Annotated in this window: 20 protein-coding genes; 7 read left to right on the plus strand and 13 right to left on the minus strand. The window is 69.0% G+C overall.

All coding sequences use genetic code 11. The features are described from left to right. Nucleotides 1-24 precede the first annotated feature (24 nt). Nucleotides 25-2010: an ATP-binding protein gene (locus tag CFB47_RS25250; RefSeq protein WP_089463546.1), complete on the minus strand. Its 1986-nt coding sequence runs from the start codon at nt 2008-2010 to the stop codon at nt 25-27. A 459-nt stretch (nt 2011-2469) separates the two neighbouring features. On the opposite strand from CFB47_RS25250, the gene CFB47_RS25255 reads away from it, so the two are divergent. Further along, on the plus strand, nt 2470-3444 hold the full coding sequence (locus CFB47_RS25255; protein WP_089442501.1) for a sigma-54-dependent Fis family transcriptional regulator: 975 nt from the start codon (nt 2470-2472) through the stop codon (nt 3442-3444). 30 nt (nt 3445-3474) lie between these two features. Here the strand turns inward: CFB47_RS25255 and CFB47_RS25260 are convergent, their stop codons facing one another. Together CFB47_RS25260 and CFB47_RS25265 are read right to left on the minus strand one after the other, a co-directional pair. After that, nucleotides 3475-5274 carry a methyl-accepting chemotaxis protein gene (locus CFB47_RS25260; RefSeq protein WP_089442502.1) on the minus strand — a complete coding sequence of 600 codons (1800 nt, stop codon included), beginning with the start codon at nt 5272-5274 and terminating at the stop codon, nt 3475-3477. A 343-nt stretch (nt 5275-5617) separates the two neighbouring features. Beyond that, nucleotides 5618-5872: a DUF3562 domain-containing protein gene (locus CFB47_RS25265; protein ID WP_089442503.1), complete on the minus strand. Its 255-nt coding sequence runs from the start codon at nt 5870-5872 to the stop codon at nt 5618-5620. Between the two features lie 563 nt (nt 5873-6435). On the opposite strand from CFB47_RS25265, the gene CFB47_RS25270 reads away from it, so the two are divergent. After that, nucleotides 6436-6870, plus strand: a complete 435-nt coding sequence (locus CFB47_RS25270) for a hypothetical protein (protein ID WP_089462656.1) — start codon at nt 6436-6438, stop codon at nt 6868-6870. Nucleotides 6871-7429: 559 nt separating this feature from the next. Here CFB47_RS25270 and CFB47_RS25275 read toward each other — a convergent pair. The 5 genes from CFB47_RS25275 to CFB47_RS25300 form a co-directional block, all read right to left on the minus strand. After that, nucleotides 7430-8365: a universal stress protein gene (locus CFB47_RS25275; RefSeq protein ID WP_089462657.1), complete on the minus strand. Its 936-nt coding sequence runs from the start codon at nt 8363-8365 to the stop codon at nt 7430-7432. 217 nt (nt 8366-8582) lie between these two features. Continuing rightward, nucleotides 8583-9965 (minus strand): amino acid permease, encoded by a 1383-nt coding sequence (locus CFB47_RS25280; RefSeq protein WP_089462658.1) that lies wholly within the window; start codon nt 9963-9965, stop codon nt 8583-8585. A 443-nt stretch (nt 9966-10408) separates the two neighbouring features. Beyond that, nucleotides 10409-11434 (minus strand): DedA family protein/thiosulfate sulfurtransferase GlpE, encoded by a 1026-nt coding sequence (locus tag CFB47_RS25290; protein ID WP_041493311.1) that lies wholly within the window; start codon nt 11432-11434, stop codon nt 10409-10411. 186 nt (nt 11435-11620) lie between these two features. Further along, on the minus strand, nt 11621-12127 hold the full coding sequence (locus CFB47_RS25295; protein ID WP_089442507.1) for a cupin domain-containing protein: 507 nt from the start codon (nt 12125-12127) through the stop codon (nt 11621-11623). 368 nt (nt 12128-12495) lie between these two features. Beyond that, a complete protein-coding gene (locus CFB47_RS25300) occupies nt 12496-12966 on the minus strand; it encodes a universal stress protein (RefSeq protein WP_089442508.1) in 471 nt (156 codons plus the stop codon). A gap of 323 nt (nt 12967-13289) precedes the next feature. On the opposite strand from CFB47_RS25300, the gene CFB47_RS25305 reads away from it, so the two are divergent. Together CFB47_RS25305 and CFB47_RS25310 are read left to right on the plus strand one after the other, a co-directional pair. Beyond that, nucleotides 13290-15398, plus strand: a complete 2109-nt coding sequence (locus CFB47_RS25305) for a PAS domain-containing sensor histidine kinase (protein WP_089462659.1) — start codon at nt 13290-13292, stop codon at nt 15396-15398. Continuing rightward, a complete protein-coding gene (locus CFB47_RS25310) occupies nt 15395-16042 on the plus strand; it encodes a response regulator transcription factor (RefSeq protein WP_039367385.1) in 648 nt (215 codons plus the stop codon). The genes CFB47_RS25305 and CFB47_RS25310 overlap by 4 nt, the downstream gene beginning before the upstream one ends. 99 nt (nt 16043-16141) lie before the next feature. On the opposite strand, the gene CFB47_RS25315 is transcribed toward CFB47_RS25310, so the two are convergent. Beyond that, the gene (locus CFB47_RS25315; RefSeq protein ID WP_089462660.1) at nt 16142-16546 is read right to left on the minus strand and encodes a lysozyme inhibitor LprI family protein; all 405 of its coding nucleotides are present in this window, start codon (nt 16544-16546) and stop codon (nt 16142-16144) included. Nucleotides 16547-16894: 348 nt separating this feature from the next. Between CFB47_RS25315 and CFB47_RS25320 the strand changes: the two genes are divergently transcribed. Genes CFB47_RS25320 through CFB47_RS25330 form a run of 3 tightly spaced genes read left to right on the plus strand, consistent with a single transcriptional unit; the run spans nt 16895 to nt 19211 of the window. Continuing rightward, nucleotides 16895-17497 (plus strand): DUF1326 domain-containing protein, encoded by a 603-nt coding sequence (locus CFB47_RS25320; RefSeq protein WP_089458173.1) that lies wholly within the window; start codon nt 16895-16897, stop codon nt 17495-17497. 23 nt (nt 17498-17520) lie between these two features. After that, the gene (locus CFB47_RS25325) at nt 17521-18309 is read left to right on the plus strand and encodes a DUF2182 domain-containing protein (RefSeq protein WP_089463547.1); all 789 of its coding nucleotides are present in this window, start codon (nt 17521-17523) and stop codon (nt 18307-18309) included. Between the two features lie 8 nt (nt 18310-18317). Next, nucleotides 18318-19211 (plus strand): DMT family transporter, encoded by an 894-nt coding sequence (locus CFB47_RS25330; protein ID WP_089463548.1) that lies wholly within the window; start codon nt 18318-18320, stop codon nt 19209-19211. Nucleotides 19212-19343: 132 nt separating this feature from the next. Here the strand turns inward: CFB47_RS25330 and CFB47_RS25335 are convergent, their stop codons facing one another. From CFB47_RS25335 to lhpH, 4 genes are all read right to left on the minus strand, one after another. Next, nucleotides 19344-19673 (minus strand): DUF4148 domain-containing protein, encoded by a 330-nt coding sequence (locus tag CFB47_RS25335; RefSeq protein ID WP_089462661.1) that lies wholly within the window; start codon nt 19671-19673, stop codon nt 19344-19346. A gap of 222 nt (nt 19674-19895) precedes the next feature. Further along, nucleotides 19896-20786 (minus strand): PilZ domain-containing protein, encoded by an 891-nt coding sequence (locus tag CFB47_RS25340; RefSeq protein ID WP_089462662.1) that lies wholly within the window; start codon nt 20784-20786, stop codon nt 19896-19898. A gap of 79 nt (nt 20787-20865) precedes the next feature. Then, complete coding sequence (locus tag CFB47_RS25345) at nt 20866-23457, minus strand: penicillin-binding protein 1A (protein WP_089462663.1); 2592 nt, start codon at nt 23455-23457, stop codon at nt 20866-20868. Between the two features lie 175 nt (nt 23458-23632). Then, the gene (gene lhpH / locus CFB47_RS25350) at nt 23633-24640 is read right to left on the minus strand and encodes a trans-3-hydroxy-L-proline dehydratase (RefSeq protein WP_089432659.1); all 1008 of its coding nucleotides are present in this window, start codon (nt 24638-24640) and stop codon (nt 23633-23635) included. Nucleotides 24641-24653: the final 13 nt, after the last annotated feature.

Below are 24653 nucleotides of genomic sequence, written 5' to 3' on the forward strand. Positions count from 1 at the left end.
CCCGGCGAGCCGCCACGCCGGCTGCTACCGGCCGCGCCCTTTCCGATGGTGCGCGGCGTCCGGCGCGACATCGGCGATCACGCTCGCCAGCGTCGGCATGTCCACCGGCTTGCGCAGATACGCGTCGAACCCGGCCGCCATCACGCGGTGCCGGTCGGCGTTGCCGGCGTGGGCCGTGACCGCGACGACAGGCAGATGCCCGCTGCTGCCCGGCAAATGACGGATGCGGTCAAGCAGCCAGAAGCCGTCACCGTCCGGCATCGCGAGATCCGACAGCACGACGTTCGGCGCCTGCCGTTCCACCGCGTCGAGCGCGTCGTGCCCCGACTGCGCGGTCGATACCTGCGCGCCCATCGTCTCGAGGGCCGCGGCGAGGCTCGCGCGCGATGTCGCGTCGTCGTCGACGACGAGCACGCGCTGGCCGTCGAGCGTCACCGGGTCCGGCGTGCCCGCTGCCTGCAGCAGGTTGTCGGCCGGATCGTCAACGTCCCAGCCAGCCGGCAGCGTGACCGTGACGGTCGTCCCGCGCCCGGTACCCGCGCTCGTCGCCACGACATCGCCACCGTGCAGTTGCGCGATGTTGCGCACGATCGACAGGCCGAGCCCGAGGCCGCGCTCCGGCGACGCGAATGCGCGTTCGGGCCGGCTGAACGTCTCGAACAGGTGCGGCTGGTATTCCGGCGCAATGCCCTGCCCCGTATCGGCGACCGACAGCCGCACGCGCTCGCCGGCCCGGGCCAGCGACACGACGATGCGCCCGCCCGGCGGCGTGAACTTGATCGCGTTCGACAACAGGTTCGACAGGAGCTGGCGCACGCGCTCGCGGTCCGCCGGAATCACGCAGGCCGGCATCGCGCATTCGGTCGACAGCTCGAGCCCGCTCGCCCGTGCCGTCGCGTCGAGCTCACGCGTGGCATCGCGCACGACCCGCACGAGATCGACCGGCACGCGCTCGAGGCGCAACCGGCCGGTCGCGAGCGACGACGCATCGAGCAGGTCGGCCACCATGTGCGACAGCGACCGCGCGCTGCGGTCGATCGCGTCGACGGCCTGTTGCGCGAGCCCCTGGCCGTCGACGTTGCGCAGCACCTCGACCCAGCCGTAGATCACGTTCAGCGGCGTGCGCAGCTCGTGCGACACCGTGGCCAGCAGTTCGTCCTTCAGCCGGTTCGACGTGTCCGCCTGGGCGCGTGCGTCGCGCGCGCCGCGCAGCGAGCGCAGGTTGCGCCGCTCGCCGCGGCGTCGTTCGTGCGCGTCGCGCAGCGTCATCGACAGGCCCGTGCAGTTGCCCTGCGCATCGACCATCGGCGAAGCGGCGAAGGTCGCCCGAAAACGGCTCCCGTCGCGTCGCACGCACAGCACGTCGAGCGGACCGACCGGCGCGTGCAGGTTCGCGAACGACGCGGGCAACGGATGGCGCCGCAACCAGCGCGGCGCGATCATCGCGGCGACGTCGCGCCCGGCGGCCTGCGTTGCGTCGATGCCGAAGATCCGCCGAGCGGCCGGATTCCAGCTCGTGATCCGGCGTGCGACATCGACCCCGACGATCGCATCGGGCGAAGCGTCGACCACACGGCGCAGCAGGCGCTCGTCGGGTACCGGCACGCGTGCGGCCGGCGCCGGCTCGCGATGCGACTCGCGGGCAGCAGCGTCGTCATCGGGTTCGCGCAGACGATCGTTCGCGAGCAGCGGCTTCACGGCCGTCACGAGCACGCACTCGACGAAGCTGATCGCGACGAATGCGCCGGCCTGCACGAGCAACGCGGCCAGCGGCGCATCACGCCACCACAGCGTGCCGATCACGGCCACGCTCAACGCGGCCGCGGCCAGCCCACCGCCGAACGATGTCAGCCAGGCGACAGCCGCAACGCCTGCATAAAAGGGCAGCGGCGCAAATGGCGCGTGCTCGCCGACGACGCGAACCGCCCACGCCTGCAGCGCGGACGCCAGCCCGACGGCCAGCACGATCCATGCACCCTGCCGTAACAGCTCACGGGTCAGGGTCCTCATTGCATCCTTGCCTCGCGCCGGCTCCGGTCGCACGGCGTCATGCCGCAAGTCGAGCATCCGGCCTGCCGTCGCAGCGTGCCGGGCGAGCCTGGTGGCGTCCGCAAGCGGCATGCCCGACACTGACCGTGGATGGCCGCCTGCCTGATTCCCCCGCTGTCGGGCGTGCCGAGACCGGTTGAGCATCGGCCGGTGTCGCACGCCGCATCGACGCACGATAGTCACGACCGGCTTTTTCATCGGAATTCTGTAAAAAAGCACCGATACGACCCTGGATCACAGGGAGAGGCCGCGATGCGCGTCAGGAGTCGATGGTCTGTCTCTTCTGTCCCCGCCGCGCGCATTGGAAATTTCTATTTCGCGGCACCTTCGTGGTCGTTTTGCTGTCGATGAAAATATTGCAATCAACGGAGTGCGTGGTGCCGATTTTCAAAACGGCACCGCCAATACCGATCCATGCCAATGGGAGAAACCGCCAACCGGTCGAAGCAACGTGCAGACGGCCGCCAGTTGTCCGGCCGGTCCGCCGCGATGCGCACGTTGCTCGGCCGCATCGAGAAGATCGCCCCGACCCGCGCCAGCGTGATGATTGCCGGCGAAAGCGGGGTCGGCAAGGATATCGTCGCACGCCGGCTGCACGATCTCAGTGCCCGGCGCGACGGCCCGTTCGTCCCCGTGAACTGCGGCGCGATTCCACCCGATATCGCGGAATCGCAATTGTTCGGGCACGAGAAAGGCAGCTTCACGGGTGCCATTGCGCAGCGCGAAGGGTTCTTCGAAGCCGCGCGCGGCGGCACGCTGCTGCTCGACGAGATCGCGGAAATGCCCGCGTCATTGCAGGTGAAGTTGCTGCGGGCGATCGAATCGAACGTGATCGTCCGGGTGGGCGGCACCGAGCCGATTGCGCTCGACGTGCGCATCGTGTCGGCCACGCGCCACAACCCGGCCGAAGCCGTGCGCGACGGCCGGCTGCGCGAGGACCTGTTCTATCGTCTCGCCGCGTTTGCGCTGTACGTGCCGCCGCTGCGCCAGCGCGACAGCGACATCGAGACGATCGCACTGGAATTCGTCGACGCGCTCAACGCGCGGCACCACGCGCACAAGCGGCTGACCGACGCGGCGATCGCCGCACTGCGCGCGTATTCGTGGCCCGGCAATGTCCGCGAGCTGCACAACACGATCGAGCGCGCGTACATCCTGGCGGATGAAGGCATCGACGTCACGCTGCCGAAGCCGGCGATGCCGCCCGAGCGCCTGTCGGAGAACACGATGGCGCTGCCGCTCGGCGCGACCTTGCACCATGCGCAGCAGCGCTTCATCGCGGCCACGCTGCGCCACTTCGACGGCAACAAGCCGCGCGCCGCGAAAGCGCTCGGGATCAGCCTGAAAACGCTCTACAACCGGCTCGCGCTGATGCGCGACAACGGCCACTCCTGAGCGGCGCGGCCGTCTTTCCCGCGCGCCGCGTCAAGCGACCTTGAACCGCCCGACGGTGGTCGCCAGCGCGTTCGCCTGCGACTGCAAGGCCGTCGCGGCGGCGGTCGACTGTTCGACGAGCGCCGCGTTCTGCTGCACCATTTCGTCGAGCTGCGTGACCGCGCGATTCACTTCCTGGATGCCGCGCGTCTGCTCGTTCGCCGCGTGCGTGATCTCGGAGATGATCGTCGTCACGTTCGCCACGTTGGACACGATCTCGCGCATCGTGTCGCCCGCCTGACGCACCTGCCCGGACCCGGCCGACACGCTCGCGACCGTCGATTCGACCAGCACCTTCACTTCGCGTGCGGCCTGCGCGCTGCGTTGCGCGAGGCTGCGCACTTCCTGCGCGACGACCGCGAAGCCGCGGCCCTGCTCGCCCGCGCGCGCCGCTTCGACGGCCGCGTTCAGCGCGAGGATGTTGGTCTGGAACGCGATCCCGTCGATCACGCCGATGATGTCGCCGATGCGGCCGGAGGCTTCCTCGATCTTCTCCATCGTCGCGACCACGTCCGACACGACCACGCCGCCGTGCGACGCGATCCGCGACGCGGCCGCCGCGCGTTCGTCGGCCTGGCCGGCGGCGGCGGCCGATTGACCCACCGTCGCGGTGATCTCTTCCATCGACGCGGCCGTTTCCTCGAGGCTCGCCGCCGCCGATTCGGTGCGCGACGACAGGTCCTGGTTGCCCGCCGCGATCTCGTTCGCGGCGGTGCGCACCGATTCGCTCGCATCGCGGATCTGTCGCATCACGTCGTTCAGCTTGTCGACGAAGCTGTTGAACGAGCGGGCGATGTCGGCCACTTCGTCACGTCCGTCGGCCGGCAGGCGCTGCGTCAGGTCGCCGGCGCCCGAGCCGATCGCGGCCATGGCCTGGCGCACTTGCGACAGGCGGCGGAACGCGGTCGCGGTGATCGCGCCGATGATCAGCGACGCCACGCCGACGATCACGAGCAGCGTGATCAGCGACGCGGTCAGCAGCGAGCGCATCCCGGCCGTCGCCTCGTTCTTGTCGAGCAGCACCAGCGCGTACCAGTCCGTGCCCGGCACGGGGCGCGCGCGCACCAGCTTCGCGTCGCCGCCGACCGTCACCTCGACGGGCGCGGCCGCGGCCGCGATCGTCGCGCCGTTCGTCGCGCCGAGTTCGGGCGACACGTCGCCGACCGGCTTCAGCGTGAGCTTCGGGTCCGGGTGGGCAACCACGTGGCCGGTGCTGTCGATCAACATCCCGAAGCTCGCCGGCGTCGGACGGATCGACTTCACGTTCGCGATCACGGTGTCCATCGCGACGTCCGCTGCGACGACGCCCTTCACCGCGCCGTCACGCAGGATCGGCACCGCGAACGTGACGACGAGGTTGCCCGTGCCGGCGTCGACGTACGGCGGCGTGACGACCGGCTTGCCGGCCTGCGCGGCCTGCTTGTACCACGGTCGGCCGGTCGGATCGTAGTCGGGCGGAATGCCGGTCGGGTCGGAGAAGTGGAACGTCTTGTCGGCGTAGCCCGCGTAGACGTTCGTGAAACCGCCGGCCGTGGCCATCTGCTTGAACACCGGCAACGGATCGGGCGTCAGCGCGGCATCCTGCAGCGACGCGATCATCCGGCTCCGGGTGGCGACCCAGTCGGCGATCCCGACCACGTGGCCGCTGGCGACGGAGGTCAGGTTGCGGTCGATCGCATCGTTGTTGTACGAGCGCGCGATGAAATAGTTGATGAGCGTGGTGGCGACCAGCGCGAATACGACAATGGCGACGCACGCGGCAAGGATGCGGGCGCGGATGGACGAGAACATGGCAACGACTCGGTAAGGGAGCGCGAACGCCCGGTGGACGAATTCACCGGGTAAACGGCAATCGCGCCGCTTACTTGAGGCCGCTGTGACAATTCAGTGAAAGTATGACGAAACGCAACGCCGGTTGTCAGCGGTTCGTCCGGATGACCGAGTTGCACCGGCGCCGTGCGCGCACAGCCGCCGGACGCGACGACGGCATGGTCGATCCCGGGCACGGCGATCAAGAAGCGCGTTGAAACGGGCCGGTTCGCTGTCGACCCAAGCATGAATGTCGATCAGGATCCGGCCCTGGCCCGGCGACGGATCGTGTCACGTCCGCGGCATCTGCCGCGGCGCTCGCCCGTCACAGGCGATGGCTCGGACGCGGATCGGCGTCCGCGGATGGCGCATCGGCACGCGTGTCGTCGTGGAGATCGTCCTGCCGGCGCATCCGTTCGCGCAGGTGCCGGATCGCGAATACGTGGATGTAGTCGTGCACCCGCGCGTCGGACGACAGCACGCGGACTTCGTCCTCGAGCATCGCGCGCAACTGATCCGAACCGATCGCGCGCTGTTTGGCGGCTTCCTTGAGTGAATCGAGCAAACTGTCCTTGGACATCGACGGACTCCTGACGGCGAGGAACGAAAAGAAGAAGGTACCGGAAGCTTAAAGGCTGAACGGCGGCACGGCGTGCGATGCGCCGGCGCATGTTTGTGCGCGATCAACGGCACGTTGCATGCCGCCATGCCGATCCGTCCCCGAACCGGCCGCGCAAGGTTCGCGGCGCAAACTGCCCGCGAACGAGACTGAAAGTCCTGCCACGCCACCCCGGGGCGCGGCACCGGCTGACACAGGCTGACGATGGAACGCCGCCCGACGCCGATGCATTGACGAAGTTAGACCGGCCGAAATCATGCGTCAAGCGATCTCCTCCACGCGCTCCCATTCGTCCGAACGAACGGGCCGGCGCGTCGCCGGGACGGCCGATGTGCCGATCTGCCGATCGGCGTGTCAGCGGATTCCGATAGGCGCCGCGCAATACCTGACAGCGACTTCAGCGCGCGCTGCTTGGCAGCGCACGGGCGCGACACGATACTGGTGACATGGACGATACGTTCATACGGGTCATCGCTCAGCCGGCCGTCGAGCCGGCATGCGGGGCCTGGCGCAGGAGACCAACCATGGCACATCGCAACTTACCGGGCCGGGACGGCCAGCGGCGCGCGTCGGGCAAAGCGCGCGCCCTGCCCGCCGAGGCCGTATCGGCGGGCAACCTGCCGGCCGACAATATCGACACCTTGCTCGCGCTTGCACGCGAAGCCGGATTGCTCGTGACGCTCGACGGGCAGATCGGCCGCGAAAAGTACCAGAGCATCGCGGGCTCGGTGCTCGCGTTGCAACGGTTCGCCGTGGCACTCTGCGCGCGGGCCGCACCCGCCGCGCCGGCCGATGCCGAGCCACGTCGCAAGGCGCGCCCCGGCTGGCCGCACGCGAACCGCCTGCGCAACCGCACGTGCGGCGCGTGCGCGCCACTGCATGTCGGGCGTCAGCGTCAGCAGGTGCGCCGTGCGCCCGGCCGGCGGCACGACCTGCGGTCGGTGCTTCGCTTCACCTGAGCATGCAGGCAGCCGTTGTGCGGCACGCCGTGCGCGCAACGCGCTGAGCATCTCACGACGCCGGCAACGCGTGCCGCACGCCGCGCCTGTACCACAGCGAGCGGCGCGCCTGCCGCGAGCGTCACCGATCCGCATCGGCGCCACCGCGCGCCATCGCGCGTCATGACGCGCCGTTCGACACGGCCGCCATGACGACGATACCTGCGGGGATGGCAAATCAGACGGGGCCGACTACAACACGAACGCGGAAAGCGGACGGGGTGATTTGCACCCCGCCCGTCCTCCAAGGCAACCGTGGTTGCCTACCCTCGTGCCAGAGAGTTCCCGGTCGGATGACGCACCGTGCATCGCACGTTGCGGCTCCGGAAATTGATGTCACCGCGGTGTATGCACCGTCGATCACGGCCATCAACCCGCGTGCGTGTTGCGGCGTGGCCGTGCGGTACATGCACGACAGACCGGCTGGGTTGCCGGATGTTCCGTCAATGTCTCACGCGCGAAGCGCGCGATTTCTGATGCAGGTCAAGTCAAGCGTGCTTCGATCGCGACACCGTGCGAATTATTCGGTATCGCGCACGAGCAGCACCGGCACCTGTGCGAGATGCGCAATGCGGCGCGCCACGCTGCCGATCAGCCAGGCGGCGATGCCGCGCCTGCCATGCGTGCCGACCACCAGCAGTTCGGCGCGCCAGTGCACGGCGTCGCGCATCAGCGCATGGGCCACGTCGTCGCTGGTCGGGCGGGTTTCGACGACACCGCGCTTGCTCGGGTTCCCGGTCGCATGGAACAGCGGACCGATCTTCGCGAGCGCATCCTCGCCCTCCGCGCGATACGCATCCTCGAGCGCGCGCACCGGCACGATATCCGTCAGACGAACCGCGCGATCGATCACGTAGGCCGCGTACAGCAACGTCGTCGGCGTCGCGAAGCCGAGCCCGACGCGCACCGCGTGCAGCGACGGCTCGCTGCCGTCGACCGCGAACATCAGCCGCTGCAGGCCGCCGTCCGGCGGCCGGACGTAGGCGGCCGGCACGATCAGCAGCGCGCAGCGCACGCGTGTCGTCAACGTGTCCGACATCGCGCCTTCGACGAGCCGCAGCAGCCCGTGATGCGGATTCGCACCGACCACCAGCACGTCCGCGTTCCATGCCGACGTATCGCTCACCAGGGCATCGGCCACCGAGCCGCCCGTCACCGACGTATCGATGACGGCCTGCTCGACTTCGATGCCGCTGTCGGCGAACAACGCCGCGATCCGTTCGTTGATGGCCTGCGCGTCGCGCATCAGGTCCTCGCGCGCGGACGTCAGCAGTGCGTCGATGCGCGGGATGTCGGGCAATACGAGGCGCGGGTTGTCGATGGCGCAGACGATGCGCAATCGCATGCCGGGGCGCAGCAGCGTGCGCGCATAGCGCGCGGCGGACAGCGATTCGGGCGTCGGATCGACGGCCAGCGCGATCCGCGCAAGCGTCGGGATGGGCTGGGCAGGCTGCATGGCGAAGGCCTCCGTGCGGGCGCGGCGTCGCGAAACGACGCCGGGAGCTTCGCGCGGAAGCGGCGCACGGCGGCCGAACAACCGCCGCGGTCGCGGCGGTCACGGGGATCGGCGGGTTGCCACGCGAAGCGCGGACAATCGATTCGTCCAGCATAGGTCGTCCGGCCCGCGCGTGCATGATCGTGATCAAGGTCACGCGGGCCCCGGCCGGTGCTGCTTACGACTTCGTCGGCACCGATGCCGCCGGCCGGTTCGCGTAGAACAGCGCATACGTGATGCCGAGCAGCACGATCCACACCGGCCCGATCACGAGCGCGACGCGCGTGTCGGGCGTGAACGCCATCAGCACGACGACCAGCACGAGGAAGCCGAGCGCGACGAACGAACCGAGCGGATAGAACGGCACGCGGATCGGCAGGCGCGCGATCTTGTCGGCCGACAGCGTGCGGCGAAAGCGCATCTGCGCGATCAGGATCACGCACCACGTCCAGATCGCGCCGAACGTCGACACCGACGTGAGCCACGTGAACACGTGTTGCGGCGCGAGATAGTTGAGCAGCACGCCGATCAGCAGCAGCGCGACCGACACGATCACGCCGTACACCGGCACGCCGTTGCGATTGACCTGGCCGAGCTTGCTCGGCGCCTGGCCCTGCTGCGCGAGGTTGTAGAGCATCCGCGCGGTGCTGAACAGGCCGCTGTTGCACGACGACAGCGCCGCGGTCAGCACGACGAAATTGATGATGCCGGCCGCCGCCGGGATGCCGAGCCGCGAGAACGTCATCACGAACGGACTGCCCTGGGTGCCGATCTGGTCCCACGGATACAGCGACATGATCACGAACAGCGCACCGATGTAGAAAATCAGCACGCGCCAGAACACAGAGTTCACGGCTTTCGTCAGCGACTTCTCCGGGTTGCGCGCCTCGCCGGCGGTAAGGCCGAGCATCTCGACGCCGAGATACGCGAACATCACGATCGGCAACGCGGCGACCACGCCGTTGATGCCGTTCGGCATGAACCCGCCGTGCGCCCACAGGTTCGACAGGCCGATCGCGACACCGCCGTTGCCGATGCCGAACGCGATCATCAACCCGCCACCGATGATCATCAGCACGATCGTGACGATCTTGATCAGCGCGAACCAGAACTCGAATTCCCCGTACAGCTTGACCGCGATGAAGTTCACCGAGCCCATCGCCATGAGTGCCGCGAGCGCCCAGATCCAGTTCGGCACGCCGGGGAACCACATGTGCATGTAGACGCCGACCGCCGTGATTTCCGCCATGCAGGTGACGATCCACACGAACCAGTAGGTCCAGCCGGTCAGGTAGCCGGCGAGCGGCCCGAGGTAGTCGCGTGCGTAGCGGCTGAACGCGCCGGCGACGGGATTGGCGATCGCCATCTCGCCGAGTGCGCGCATGATCAGGAAAATCGCGATGCCGCCCAGCAGGTAGGTCAGCAGGATGGCCGGGCCGGCGACGCGGATCGCGCTGGCCGAGCCGAGGAACAGGCCGACGCCGATCGTCGCGCCGAGCGCCATCAGGTTGATGTGCCGCTCTTCCAGCCCTCGATGCAACTGGTCTTCTGGTTGTTTCAAGTCCGTCTCCTGGCAGCCGCGAATGGGCCGCCGTCATTGTCGATATCAATGCGCGACCGTTCATGCCGATCCCGGCATGCCGAAAACGAAATAATCTCCGCTGTCGTTTTCTGAATTAGAAACGACACGGATATTGCGTCAATCCGATGGGAATCGCCGCCGATTATCCGTATGTTCCGGAACAATCCGGAAAACGGATCGGGCCTTTCACGGAATACGCCCGTGCGGCCCGTGTGACGCGGCTGTGCGCGTAACGGACGGCGACGGGATCAATCGCTTTCGGCGCGAACGAACACGCGTCGAAGGTGCGCGATCAGGCGCACGCAATATGCAGGCGGGATTATAGGGAGGATAAGCCGTTTCACGCCAGTCGATTTTAGTAAAAATCGCGGGGCGTGAAACCGGTAGTGGAATTCGAATGCGCGCGACGCTCGCGCACGGATTTATTTCGACAATGTCGCGCGCACCGTATATTCGCCTTCGATCGCCCCGTGATCCGGACGCACGAAATAACGCGACGCATCGAGATCGGCCGGCATCGGCTCGACCGGATAACCGTGTTTTTCCCACGCATCGAGGCCGCCCTTCAGCGCGCGGATGTTGTGGATCATCTTCTTGCGCTGCATCTTCGCGATCAGGCGCTTCGCGGTGGCCTCGTTCGGGCACACGCAATACACGACGATCGGCCGCTTCAGCATTTCAGGATCGAGCAGGTCCGGCGAATCGAGATCGACCGGCACCGCGCCGGCGATCCGGTACGGTTCGCGCTCGCGAATCGCTTTCGGCCGCGCGTCGAAGATCAGCGGCGGCTCGTCCGACGTCATCATTTCGACGAGCTGCGGCGGCGAGATGCGCACCTGCGCGAGATAGCGGCGGAACTGCACGCGACGCACCCAGCGGTACAGCAGGAACGTGATGAAGATCGCGAGGAATGCATCGAGGATCGTGCCGCCGCTCGCGCGCACCCACAGCACGAACTGGACGATCTGGTCATGAATGGCCGCGCCGCCGACCAGCCAGAACGCGGCCCACAGCGATGCGCCGGCCAGGTCCCAGAACAGGAACACGCCGACGCCGATCGCGGTCGTGCCGAGCAGCGGCGCCGACACGAGGCCGAGGCCCGGCAGGAATTTGGACAGCACCAGCAGCGGTGCGCCGTATCTTTCGAAGACGTTACGTGCGAAACGCAGCGTCGTGTCGAGCGACAGCGAGAAGCGCACGAGGCCGTTCAGCAGGCGCCGGCCGCGCGTGCGGCCCATGAAGAACCACAGCGAATCGGCCAGCATCGTCGCGCCGATCGCCGCCGCGAACATGCTGACCCAGGACGCCTGCCCCATTGCCGCCATCGTGCCGCCGAGAATCAGCATCGGCACGGCCGGCACCGGCACGCCGAGCTGCGTGATCAACACGCTCGCGAACACTGCCCAGGGGCCGAGCGACGATGGAATAGCAATGGGAAAGTGCCACACGGCGGCGCTCCTGGAAGGCGTGCAGCCGTGCGACGAGGGCCGTCGGCACGGCTGGGGCAACGGCCGCCGCGGCACGCCCGCGGCCGACCCGATGCACCACGGCATTCTAAACGGGTTTGGCCGCGACCGCGCGGAACACACGCCATCGGCGCGGGCTTCGCGCGCTGGGTGGCACCGCCGTGACAGTCACATGTCGGTGCGCTGGGCAAGCTGCCCGACGTGTTCCGCGTAATCGGGAAACGCGGCGGCCAGCGCGGCCGCGTCGGCCAGCTCGAATTCCGCGAACTCGAAGCCCGGCGCCACCGTGCAGCCGACGAGCGCGACATGCTCCGGCAGCGCGCAGCGCGCGCCGAACCAGCTCCCGGCCCGCACGACCGCCTGGAACACGGTGCCCGGGTGCGTGAGCGGGTTGCCGAGCCGGTGGATCGTCAGCCCGTCGCGCTCGTCGAGCACCCACACTTCGATCGGGTCGCCCGCGTAGAAATGCCAGACTTCGTCGGAACGGATCCGGTGCCACGACGAATACGCGCCGTCGCACAACAGGTAATAGATCGCGGTCGACGCGGCGCGTGACGCGCCGTCGGCCGGACGCACGACCGAATCGGGCGCACGGTAGGTTTCGCGGAAATAGCCGCCTTCGGGATGCGGCTGCAGGTCGAACTGGCGAATCAGGTCGGGAGCGGAGATCGGCATGGCGGATGACGTCGGTAAGGTAAGGAACCGGGCACCCGGCGGACGGCGTCGCTTCGCTCATCGCGAACGCGGTCGACTGTCGCCGGATGCGGCTGCGTCGATCGCCGCGGCCATGCGCGCGGCGAACAAGCGGACACCGGTCGATGCTGCCAGAACTGCATGTCGGGATGCAACCGCCGGCACGCGATTGCGCGCGTGGCGTACACCGCGCGTCCCGCCCTCGCGCGGTCGATGTGTCGGCAGCGGCAGTCGCGCTCACCCGCCGTGCGCCGGGCGTGTCCGTCTCATCACGCCGTCGTCCGACGAATACGCGAGACGGCCGCCGCCCGCAGCGCCCGTGCGTCAACGTCGGTGCGTTGCCGCGTGCGTCACGCAGCCGCCGGCGTGCCCGGCTCGCTGTGCCGCACCAGCAGCACGGGCCGGTCGGCCGCGCGCAGCAGCGATTCGGCGACGCTGCCGAGCAGCAGCCGGCGCAGGCCATGCCGCCCGCTCGTGCCCATCACGATCAGGTCGGCATCGGCTTCGGCCGCCGTGCGCATCAGCACGGTGGCGACATCCTCGCCGTACGCGTCGAGCGCGCGCACGGTGCCCGACACGTGCGCCTGCGCGAGCACGGCCTTCGCCTCGTCGAGCGCCGGCGTCACGGCATCGGTCGCGGCCGCATCGCCCTCGCGCGCGGCCGCGAAGCCCGCATCGACGTCGACGAGCTGCGGCCGGTGCTCGACGACATACGCGCAGGTCACGTCGCCGCCGGACGCCGCCGCGATCCGGATCGCCTCGTTCAGCGCGAGACGCGCGCTCGGGCTGCCGTCGAGCCCGACGAAAATCCGCTTGTACATGGTCCGTCCCTCCGACCGGGCACGCATCGCGCGTCGCGCGACGGCGGCCCGTCATCGCCACCCGGCCCGGTGCCGGATGGCCTGCCGAACAGTCTGCCCCACGTGCCGACGCGCCCGTTGATGCGCGTCAAGCGCGGCCGGCGCGCCCGCTGCTTCACGCCGGTTGCCGCAATTTCCAGTGACCCCATTACAAAAAACATGTAAATCGCGCACAATTTCATCTTGAAATTAGACGTTGCGCGCAGCCGGTGCGAGTTTCGCCCGGTTTTGCTGTGCCGCTCCCGGTGCCAGGGCGCGGCCCCTGACAACAGAATGCCAATCGAATGACCGCAAGTGGAACCCCGACGCGTGACACCCGAGGGCCCACGCGCCTCCCGACCATGTTACGCCAGCCGCTCGCGGCCAGCGTCGTTGCCCTGTGCGCCGGCGCCGTGCTGTCGCTCGGCGTCGCGCTGCTCGTGCGCGAGCAGTGGCAAGGCGCCGTCCATACGCGTTTCGAACGCCGCACGACGCATGTGACGGCGATGCTCCGCCATGAGCTGCAATCCAGCGCGGCCGTGCTCGAAGGCGCGCGCGGCGCGTTCAACCTCGTCCCGGGCATGACGCCCGAACAATGGCGCCGGTATGCGGAGATGCTCGACCTCGACAGCGGGCGCTCGCCGGTTCGCCAGATCGGCTATGCCCCGCTGCCGCCCGCGACGCGCACCGCCCTCGCCGGCGCGAAGCCGATGCCGGCCGGCACGCTCGCGACCGCCGCGCTCAGCGCACCGGCGTCGAATTCACCGGTCGTGCGCTTCGGCGCGTCCGATGCGGCGCCGCTCGCGCGCGCGCTGCAGACCGGTGACGTCGCGCTCGGCGTCCACCCGGCCGACGACGACACGTCCCGCGACGCCCGCACCTTCACGCTGTTCCTGCCGGTTGCCGCGGCGCCGCGTGCGGCCGCCGCACCGCCCGGTCCGCGCGAAACCGGCGGCGACGGCGTGCTGTTCGCGGCATTGAGCCCGCGGCGCCTGGTCGAGCGTGCGCTCGACGCGGAACGCGGGATCGACGTGTGGATCACCGCCGGCGGCGACCGGCGCGCGATCGTCAGCGCCGAAACGACGACCGACGAGGCGTCGGCATCGCCCGACCTGATGCGGCGCACCGACGAACTGAATTTCGGCGGCACCGTGCTGACGCTCGCGTATTCCGCGGACGGCCGCCCGAGCGCCACCGGCGCGCAGCGCGCGGCCGGCACCGTGCTCGCCGCGGGCCTGATCGCGTCGATCGCGTTCGCGGTGCTGATCCATGCGCTGCTGCGCGGCCGCTCCGCCGCCGATCCGGGCGCGAGCAGCCGCGGCATCCTCAACGAGGCGCGGATGATGGGCATCATCCGTTCGTCGATGGAAGCGATCATCACGATCGACGAAAAACAGACGGTCGTGATCTTCAATCCGATGGCCGAGCAGGTGTTCGGCGTGTCCGCGATGGAGGCGATCGGTGCGCCGCTGTCGCGCTTCATCCCCGAGCGGTTCCGCGCCGCGCACGCGAAGCACGTCGACCAGTTCGGCGTGACGGGCGTGTCCGAGCGGCAAATGGGCCGCCAGCGGGTGCTGTTCGGGTTGCGCGCCAACGGCGAGGAATTCCCGATCGAGGCGTCGATCTCGCAGATCCGCGACGCGTCGGGCAAGCTCTATACGGTGATGCTGCGCGACATCACCGAGCGGCAGCGTGCCGATAACGCGCTCAAGCAGTCGCGCGAGGAATTGCGCGAACTGTCGGCGAACCTGCAGAACGTGCGCGAAGAGGAAAAGACCCGCATCGCGCGCGAACTGCACGACGACCTCGGCCAGCAGCTCACCGCGCTGAAGATGGATCTGTCGGTGGTCGAACAGCAGTTGCGCGTGCCGGGTCGCACACAACCCGACGAAGACGTGCAGACGCACCTGCAGGGCATGCGGCGGCTGATCGACGCGACGGTCGCGTCGGTGCGGCGCATCGCGGCCGACCTGCGGCCCGTGATGCTCGACGATCTCGGCCTCGTGCCCGCGATCGAATGGCTCGCGAACGATTTCACGAACCGCTACGGGATCGATGTCGAGCGGCACGTCGAAACCGGCGGGCTCACGTTCACCAGCGCGGGCGCGACCACGTTGTTCCGGATCGTCCAGGAAGCGCTGACGAACGTCGCGCGCCACGCGGATGCGACGCGCGTCGCGCTGCGGCTCGACGTCGAGGAAGGCTTCTGCGTGTTGCGTGTCGCGGACAACGGCCGCGGCTCCGCCCCCGGCGGCCCGGCCCATGAAGACAAATCGTTCGGCCTGATCGGCATTCGCGAACGCGCCCACATGCTGGGCGGCACCGTGACGATCGACACCGCGCTCGCGCGCGGTTTCTCGATCACCGTCGCGTTCCCGCTCAGTACCGTCCAACAGGAAACGCCCACTACATGATCAAGGTACTCATCGCCGACGACCATACGCTCGTACGCGACGGTCTGCGGCACATCCTCCAGAACGCCACCGGATTCGAGGTGGCCGGCGAAGCCTGCGACGGTCCGTCGACGATCGCGCTCATACGCGCCACGCCCGCGCAGGTGCTCGTGCTCGACCTGTCGATGCCGGGCCGCAACGGCGTCGAACTGATCAAGCAGATCAAGGACGAGAAACCCGCGCTGCGCGTCCTCGTGCTGACCATGCACGCGGAGCAGCAATACGCGGTGCGCGCGTTCCGCGCCGGCGCGTCCGGGTATCTGACAAAGGAAAGCGCGAGCGCCGAGCTGGTCGGCGCGGTCACGAAGGTGGCGTCAGGCGGCGTCTACGTGAGCCTCGCGATGGCCGAACAGTTCGCGCAGAGCCTGAACGAGCCGGCCGAGACGCTGCCGCACCAGCGGCTGTCCGACCGCGAATTCGACGTGTTCCGGCGGATCGCTGCCGGCCAGACGCTGACCGAGATCGCCAACGCGCTGTGCGTGAGCGCGAAGACGGTCAGCACCTACAAGACGCGGATCCTGGAAAAGATGCAGATGCCGCACGAAGCGGCGCTGGTGCGGTACGCGATGCGGCACAAGCTGCTCGACGAAACGGACGACGTGTAACGGACAACGTGTAGCGGAAGACGCCCGGCCTCGGCTGGATGGCAGGTGCCGCCGGCCGCACCACATGCGCCGGCCGGGCGGCGCCCCCCGCTTACCCGCTTACTTGGCCGGCACGGGGCACGCGAGATCGCCTTCCTCGCAGGACAGATAACCCTTCAGCGTTTCGGTACGGGCTTTCGTCAGATCGTCGAGGCAGGTCGACACGACCATCGGATACACGCTGCCGCCCTCGGCGTTCGCGCTGGAGAAGCTGCATTCGGCATCGCGGTACGCGATCCACGCACGCTGCGCGTTCACGAGTTTGTCGGCAAGCGGCCGCGCGTCGCGCAGGCGCGCGGTGACGGCCTGGTACGTCCGGTTCAGTTCCCCGTCGGTTTTCTTGTACGCGCGATCGGCGCACGCCGTCATCGCCGCCTGATCCGTCGCGTCGGCACAATTCGCCTGCGCGTGGGCGAGGTTCGCCGCCAGTGCGAGCGAGCACAGCAGACCGGTCAAGACACGCATGGATGCTCCTTGTTGTTCGTTGAAGTCGTGGAACCCGGTGCCGGGCTTGCCGCGCGGTCGCGCATCGGCCGCCGTCTCTCGTGGCGACACCGATCGCGATGCTAGCGCACGCGCGCCGGCTTGTCAGCCGGTGTCGCAGCCTGCGACGGCTTGCATATCGCCCCTTCGCACCTACACTTGAAAATCGATACGCCGCTTCAGGCCCGCGCTATCGCATCCATCCCGTCTCCGCTTCCGCGCATTCCTCAGCGCATTTCGCGTTCGCATCGCCGAGCGGGGTGACGATTCGTCTGCCAGCCTCCTCCCCCCAGCCCAACGTGCCCGCGCCGTCGCCCCCTGGAGGGAATCATGAGTTATCACCTTGAAGGCCGTCTGCTCGAGGTCTGCAACTGTCGCGTACTCTGCCCGTGCTGGATCGGCGAGGATCCCGATTTCGGCGTCTGCGACACGATCGTCGCGTGGCATGTCGACAAGGGCACCGTCGACGGCGTCGACGTGGGCGGCAACACAATCGCCGCCGTGTGCCGGGTGCCCGGCAACATCCTCGAAGGCAACTGGACGGCTGCGATCTACGTCAGCGACACGGCGTCCGAAGCGCAGGAGCAGGCGCTCCTCAGGGTCTACACGGGCCAGGCCGGCGGCCCGATCGCCGAACTCGCGAAACTGATCGGCACGGTCGTGTCGATCGAACGCGCGCCGATCACGTTCAATGTCGAAGGGGCTCGCGGCACGCTGTCGATCGGCACCGACTACCACGCGGAACTCGAGCCGTACCTCGGCCCGAGCGGCGCGCAGACGACGCTGACCGACACCGTGTTCTCGACGGTGCCCGGCGCGCCGGTGTTCGTCGGCAAGGCGCCCGTCTACCGGTCGAAGAATGCGGCGATCGGCATCGACGTCGACCTGAAGAATCACAACGCGCTGCAGAGCACGTTCCGGTTCGACGCGTGACGCGCGATCGCACGCCGACGATCATGGCTGCGTCGCTGCACCGGCGCCTGTTTCCGCTCGTGCTCGCGAGTCTCGTCGCGTTCGCCTGGCTCACCCTGTGGGCGTGGACGCGCAGTCCTTACGGGCGCTACCTCGACCACGGCGACGGCGCGTCGGCCGAGCCGTTCAGCGCGCTTTGCCGCGCGCTGCCCGGTGGCGCGCTGTGGCTGCCGGCCGCGCTCGCCGCGGCCGGCTGGACGCTGATGATCCTCGCGATGATGCTGCCGACGACGCTGTCGCTGTTCGACGCGTTCGCCCGCGTCGTCGCGAACCGCCCCGACCAGACGCGCCTGCTCACGCTCGTCGGCCTCGGCTACGTCGCCACGTGGAGCGCCTTCGGCCTCGTCGCGCATGGGCTGCACGGGCTGCTGCTGACGGGTGTCGCACGGGTGCCGGCGCTGGCGTGGCGCGGCTGGCTGATCGGTGCGGCCGTCTTCGCGCTCGCCGGCGCGTTCCAGTTCAGCGGACTGAAGACGCACTGCCTCGACCGGTGCCGCACCCCCTTCAGTTTCGTGATCAGCCGCTGGCGCGGCCGCACGCCGATGCGTCATGCGTTTGCATTGGGCGTCAGCCATGGGCTCTTCTGCGTCGGCTGCTGCTGGGCGCTGATGCTGCTGATGTTCGCCGTCGGCGCCGGCAGTCTCGGCTGGATGCTGGCGCTCGCCGCGTTGATGGCCCTCGAGAAGAACGCGTCGTGGGGGCAGGCGCTCACGGCGCCGCTCGGCGCCGCGTTGTTCGGCGCGGCCGTGCTGATCGTCGCCAGTCACGCGTGAAGCCCGCGATGCGACCGCCCGCGCCCGCCCTCGTGCTGCATGTCCGGCCGGGCATGCGCGCCGTTGCGCTGACGTCGATCGCGATGCTCGCGTTCGCATCGAATTCGCTGCTGTGCCGGCTCGCGCTGCAGGCCGGACGGATCGACGCGGCCAGCTTCGGCAGCCTGCGCCTCGTATCGGGCGCGCTGATGCTCGCGATCGTCGCGCGTGCGGGCGCACGACGACCCGCCCCGCCCGCCGACTGGCCGGCTGCGGCGATGCTGTTCGTGTACGTCACGTGCTTCTCGTTCGCGTATCTGACCGTCAGCGCGGCCACCGGCGCGCTGATCCTGTTCGGCGCGGTGCAACTGACGATGTTCGCGGCGGGATGGCATGCCGGCGAGCGGTTTGCCGCGACCGGCTGGGCCGGGTTCGGCGCGGCGCTCGGCGGGCTGGTCTATCTCGTGTCGCCCGGGCTCGCCGCGCCGACGCCGCGCGGCGCCGCGCTGATGACGACAGCCGGCATCGCATGGGGGATCTATTCGATCCGGGGCCGTCGGCCCGTCGATCCGGTCGCGGCTACCGCCGGCAACTTCCTGCGCGCCGCGCCGCTGGCACTCGCGCTGAGCGTCGCACTCGCCGCCCGCGTGCACGTCACGCCGGCCGGCATCGCGCTCGCCGCGCTTTCCGGTGCGCTGACGTCGGGCCTCGGCTACGTGGTCTGGTATGCCGCGCTACGGCACCTCACGGCGATGCGCGCCGCGGCGGTTCAGTTGTCCGTGCCGCCCATCGCCGCGTGCGGCGCCGTGCTGCTCCTGTCCGAACACCCGACCTGGCGGCTCGCGCTCGCATCGGCCGCGATCCTTGGCGGCGTCGCGACCGTGCTCGCGACGCGGGCCCGGCGGGCGGGCAGCACGCGGTGATGACCGTCAGGCGCGGCACGCTCACGCAGCCCCGCCCATTCCAGCGGCCCAAATACAAAACCCGTACACGGATACCGTGCACGGGTTTCGGATGAAACGGCAAACCGGGCGTCCTTGCGGGCGCGGCCCGGCTTAGTGGCCGAAGTACACCGACGAACGGTCGGTGGTGGCCGGCACGACCACGCGCTGGCCCGATTGCGACGCCGCGGCCGGGTTCGAACCGTAGCCCGTTGCATCAGCTTGCGCGCCGGTGTTCTGCGCGGCGGCGATCTTTGCCTGTGCGGCCTGGATGTTTTCCGGGTAGTTCATCCAGTCGTTCGGGTTGTAGCCGGCCTTTTCGAGCTGGACCAGCTCGGCGCGCACTTGCGCGCGCGTCAGAGGTTGCTGGTTCGATTGGGCGAACGAGACGACCGGTGCGGCCACCAGGGCGGCCAGTGCAACTGCCTTGATCAGCGATTTCATGATGCGTTACCTCCAGAATTGTTTTGTCGGGCGCTTCGGACTCGGGGTCGTTGCGCATGAGTAGAAGTCTAGGAGTCGACGCTATCAGGGTAAATACTTAAATCGCGAATTCACTGTTGACGGAAACCATACAATCGCGACGGAATACACCGAATCATCAGATGATTATCGGCATTCACGTACTGAATACCGTAGAACGGTGCCCGTGCGTCTAGCCCTGCATCAGCGCCGCCGATCGGTATCCGACGACGCCATCATCCGGTCGAACAGCAGCGCCTTGAGGCGGATCAGGTCGTCAGCGCCGGTCGCGCCGAACGCCGCGTGATGCAGCGTCAGCGCGGGCGCGGCCGGGTCGGCATGGACGGCCCGCACCGTGCCGTCGAGCGCCAGCAGCTCGACCCGGTCGCCCGCCGCGTACGGAAGCTGCACGCGCAAAGGTTCGCCGATTGCGGCGATCGGCCGGTCGACGGCAATCGACAGGCCGCTCAAGCTGATGTCGTGCACCATCCCGATGCCTTCCGCCCCCTCCGACCCGCCCGCGCAACAGGCGGCGATCCGCACCGGCACGCGCGGCTCCGCGCGCGTGCGCAGCCGGTCGACGAAGCCGGGCGGCGACAGCACCAGGAACTGCGCACCGCCCGACGTCTGCATCGACTCGACCGTCGCGCCGAAACGCGACACCGCGGCCCGGCCGATCGCCACGGCCTCGATGTCGTCGCCACGCGCGAAGTCGAGCGCAACCGACGGCTGCGGCTCGACGAACAGCGCGCCCGACGCGGCGATGCCGATCAGCCGGCAACGCTGCAGCGCGCGCGTCGTGCCGACCCGGCGGCGGATGCCGATCGACGTGCCCGCCGACAACCCCATCCGCGTGGCGTGCGGCACCCCGTCGGGCACGCGCGGCTCGGCCGCGACCTCGGTGGCCTCGGCGGCATCGCGCCGCCGTACCGGCCGGAAATGGTCGAACAGGAAGGCATGCTGCGCGGCATCGCGCAGCGTCGTGCCGGCGGGCAGCAGCGCGGCGCCGTCGGCATCGTAGAGATCGAAGCCGAGCGGGACGCCGGCGGCGAGATCGTCACGCGCGAGCGTGACGTAGTCGGGAGATAGCCTCATCGGGGAGGCGCGGAGCGACCGCGCGTGCTGTCATGACAACTTGATTACGGCAGCATCGCGCGCATTCTGAACGGCTCCGTTACTGCGATGCGCCGCTCGCGTCGGGCGCGGCCGGTACCGGCGCCTGGGACGGTGCGGCCGCCGGTGCGGCGCCGAGGCCCGCGCTGCCTCCGCCCGCCGCGCTCGCCCCCGCGGGCGGCTGCGCGGGTTGCCACTGCGGCTGCGAAGCCCCCGCCGACAGCGCGGCGGCCGACGCGGCCACTTCGGACGCCGGCACCCATTCCTCGACGATGCCCCCGGATGCCGCTTCGGGCGCCGAGGCAGCCGAAGCAGCCGATGCGGCCGACGCCTCGCCGGTATCCGCCTCGGGCGCCCGCTCCACCCGCTGCGTCCTGACCGGTGCGGGCGCCTTCTTCGTGTCGGGCGGGAACCACGTATCGAACAGGTCCGTCGCGCGTTCGCGCAGCGACGCGAACCAGCCCGGCGACGGCTCGGTATCGAATTTCGCCTTCGTATCGATGATCCGGGCGCGCTGCGCACGCTGGAAGAAATCGCCGACGATCGGCAGCGCACTGTGCGCGCCCTGTCCCCAGTAGTCGCTGCGCAGCGTCACGCGGCCATCGTCGAAACCGACCCACGCGCCGGCGACGAGGCCGGGCTGCATCAGGATGAACCAGCCGTCCGCGTTGTCCTGCGTCGTGCCCGTCTTGCCGGCCACGTCACCGCGGATCCCGAAGCGCGTGCGGATGCTGCCGCCCGTGCCGCGCGTCACGACGTCGCGCATCACGCTGAGCAGCGTCTTGTCGGTTTCGGCGTCGAGCGCGCGCTCGGGCGGCGCCGGCGCGTATTCGGCGAGCACGTCGCCCTGACGGTTCTCGATGCGCGTCACCATCTGCGGCTCGACGTACAGCCCGCCATTCGCGATCGTCGCGTACGACGCGACCATCTCCTTCAGCGTAACCGGGCTCGTGCCGAGCGCCAGCGACGGCACGCGTTCGAGCGGGCTTTCGCGCACGCCCATGTCGCGTGCGAGTCGGGCCACGGCGGCCGGGCCGACCTTCTCCATCACCTGCGCGGTGATCCGGTTGCGCGACAGCGCGACCGCGTCGCGCAGCGTCATCGGCTTGCCGGTGGGCGGCACGTCGTCGTTCGGCCGCCAGATCTCGCCGCCTTTCAACGGGATCTCGACCGGCTGGTCGATGAAGGTATCGTCCGGCTTCATCCCGTTCGCGAACGCGGCGCCATAGACGAACGGCTTGAACGTCGAGCCCGGCTGGCGCCGCGCCTGCGCGACGTGGTCGAACGGTTCGTTGGTGAAGTCGCGGCTGCCGACCCACGCGCGGATCTGCCCGTCGCGCGGATCGATCGCGAGGAAGCCGGCCTGCACGTCGGTCTTCGCCTTGCACAGCGCGCGCATGAAACCGCGGTCGGCCGCGAGCAGCTTCATCGCGGCCGCGTCGTTCTTGCCGGCGTCCTGCGCGGCCTTGTACTCGGGCGACTCGCGCATGAAGGTTCGGAACACCTCGTTGTCGGTGCCGCAGCCGTCGCGACCGCTCCACGCGCTGTTCGCGATGCCCTGCAACTGGTTGCCCTGCAGCGTGAGCGCCTGCGTCGCCATCTGCTGCAGCCGCGCGTCGATCGTCGTGCGCACGATCAGCCCGTCCGAGTAGATGTTGTAGTCGTTGCGGTCGGCCCACGCGATCAGCCATTTGCGCAGCTGCTGCGCGAAGTGCGGCGCCGGGCCCGGCGGCTCCTTCTGGCGCTCGAAGTCGATCCGCAGCGGCCGGCGCTGCAACTGCGCGAACTGCGCGGGCGACAGCTTGCCGTACTTCACCATCTGGCCGAGCACCGTGTTGCGGCGCTGCAGCGCGCGCTCGGGGTTCAGCACCGGGTTGTAGTAGCTGTTGCCCTTCAGCATCCCGACCAGCGTGGCGCTGTCGAGCACGTCGAGCTCGTCGGCCGACTTGTCGAAATAGGTGCGCGCGGCCATCTCGACGCCGTACGCGTTGTACAGGAACGGCACCGTGTTCAGGTAGGTCTCGAGGATCTGGTCCTTGCTGTAGACCGCCTCGATCTTCAGCGCGGTGATCGCCTCCTTCACCTTGCGCGTGAGCGTCGGCGCACGGCCGATCTCGTCCGGGTAAAGGTTGCGCGCGAGCTGCTGCGTGATCGTCGAGCCGCCCTGGCGGCTGCCCGAGAACGTGTGGAGCGCGGCCGACGCCGTACGCTTCCAGTCGAGGCCGTGATGCTCGTAGAAACGGTGATCCTCGGTCGCGATCAACGCGTCGACCATGTGCGGCGAGATCTGCTTGAGCGGCACCCACTCGCGGTTGGACGGCTTGAATTCGGCGAGCAGCTTGCCGTCGGCGGACAGCACCTGGGCAGGCTGGTCGACGCGTGCCTTGCGGATGTCGCCGATGCCCGGCGTGAACGGGATGAGCACGACCACGTACACCACGAACAGCGCCGGCACGGCGGCGCCAGCGAGCAGCACGCCGCGGCGCGTCGGGTGACGGACATGGTGCCACGCGGTGGCGGCGAGAGGCTTGACCCGCGCGACGGCGGCAGCCGCGACGGGTTGGGCGCGCGCGACCCATCTGGCACAGAAGGCACGCACTGACGACACGTTTCGGCGATTCACTCGGGTGGAGCTCGGCTGAAAAGGGTGCATCGTACCAAACTCGCGCGGGCCGCCTGACGGCGATGGCCTGGCGGCGACCTACCCGTGGCGGCTGCGCGGGCGGTCCCCACGCAAAAAAGGCGCGCGCCCCGCAACGGGAACGACGCGCCAAGCCTGGTACGACAAACGGGCGGCCGCGCCGGGCGCGGCCGATCGGCGCGGCGACTCAGCGCACGAGAAAACCGTAGGTCAGCGGATCGCGCTCGTCGACGATCCAGTTCGCGAATCCGCAGATATGGGCGCTGCCTTCCACTTCGGGAATCACGGCCGGGATGTCGCCGACCGTCGTTTCGCGCAGCACGCGCCCCTTGAAGACCGTGCCGACGATCGATTCGTTGACGAGCGTGTCGCCGGCCGCGAGCAGCCCGCGCTGGTAGAGCTGCGCGACCCGGCCGCCGGTGCCGGAGCCCGTCGGCGAGCGGTCGACCTCGCGATCCGCGAACACGCAGCAGTTCGCCTGCGTCGAGCCCGGGTGGCGCGGCGCATTCGCGATGATCGTGCCGTAGATGTGGTTGATTTCCGGGATCTCCGGATGCACGACCGGGTACTTCGCGTTCGCGGCGGCCTTCACTTCCGCGCCGAAGCGGATCAGCCGTTCCACCGCCGCTTCGCGCACCGGCAGGTCGAACGGCGCACCGTCGACGTAGAAATAGAACGCGCCGCCGTACGCGATGTCGCCGGTCACGGTGCCGAACGACGGCGTCTCGACCGACACGTCGCGCTGCCAGATGAACGACGGCACGTTGACGAAGCGCACCGGCCCCGCGTGCTCGCCGTCCCATTTGACGAACGCCTCGATGAAGCCGCACGGCGCGTCGATGCCGACCCGTGTTTCCGGCACCGTGCGCTGCACCCAGCCGAGCTCGACCGCCGCGGTCGACAGCGCGATCACGCCGTGCCCGCAATGGTCGCTGTAGCCCTCGTTGTGCACGAAGATCACGCCGAAATCCGCGTTCGGCGACACGGGCTCGGTCAGGTAGCCGCCGTACATGTCGGCATGGCCGCGCGGTTCGAACATCAGCGCGCGGCGGATCTCGTCGGCGTTGTCCTTGAGCCACGCGCGGCGCTGGACGATCGTGTCGCCGGGCGCGCGCGGCAGCCCGCTCGTGACGATGCGGAACGCTTCGCCGCCGGTATGGACTTCGACGGTGGAAAGGGATCGGGAAATTTTCATGGGGGAATCGCAA

The sequence above is a fragment of the Burkholderia sp. AU27893 genome (assembly GCF_002223205.1).
In the GTDB taxonomy this organism is placed as follows: domain Bacteria; phylum Pseudomonadota; class Gammaproteobacteria; order Burkholderiales; family Burkholderiaceae; genus Burkholderia.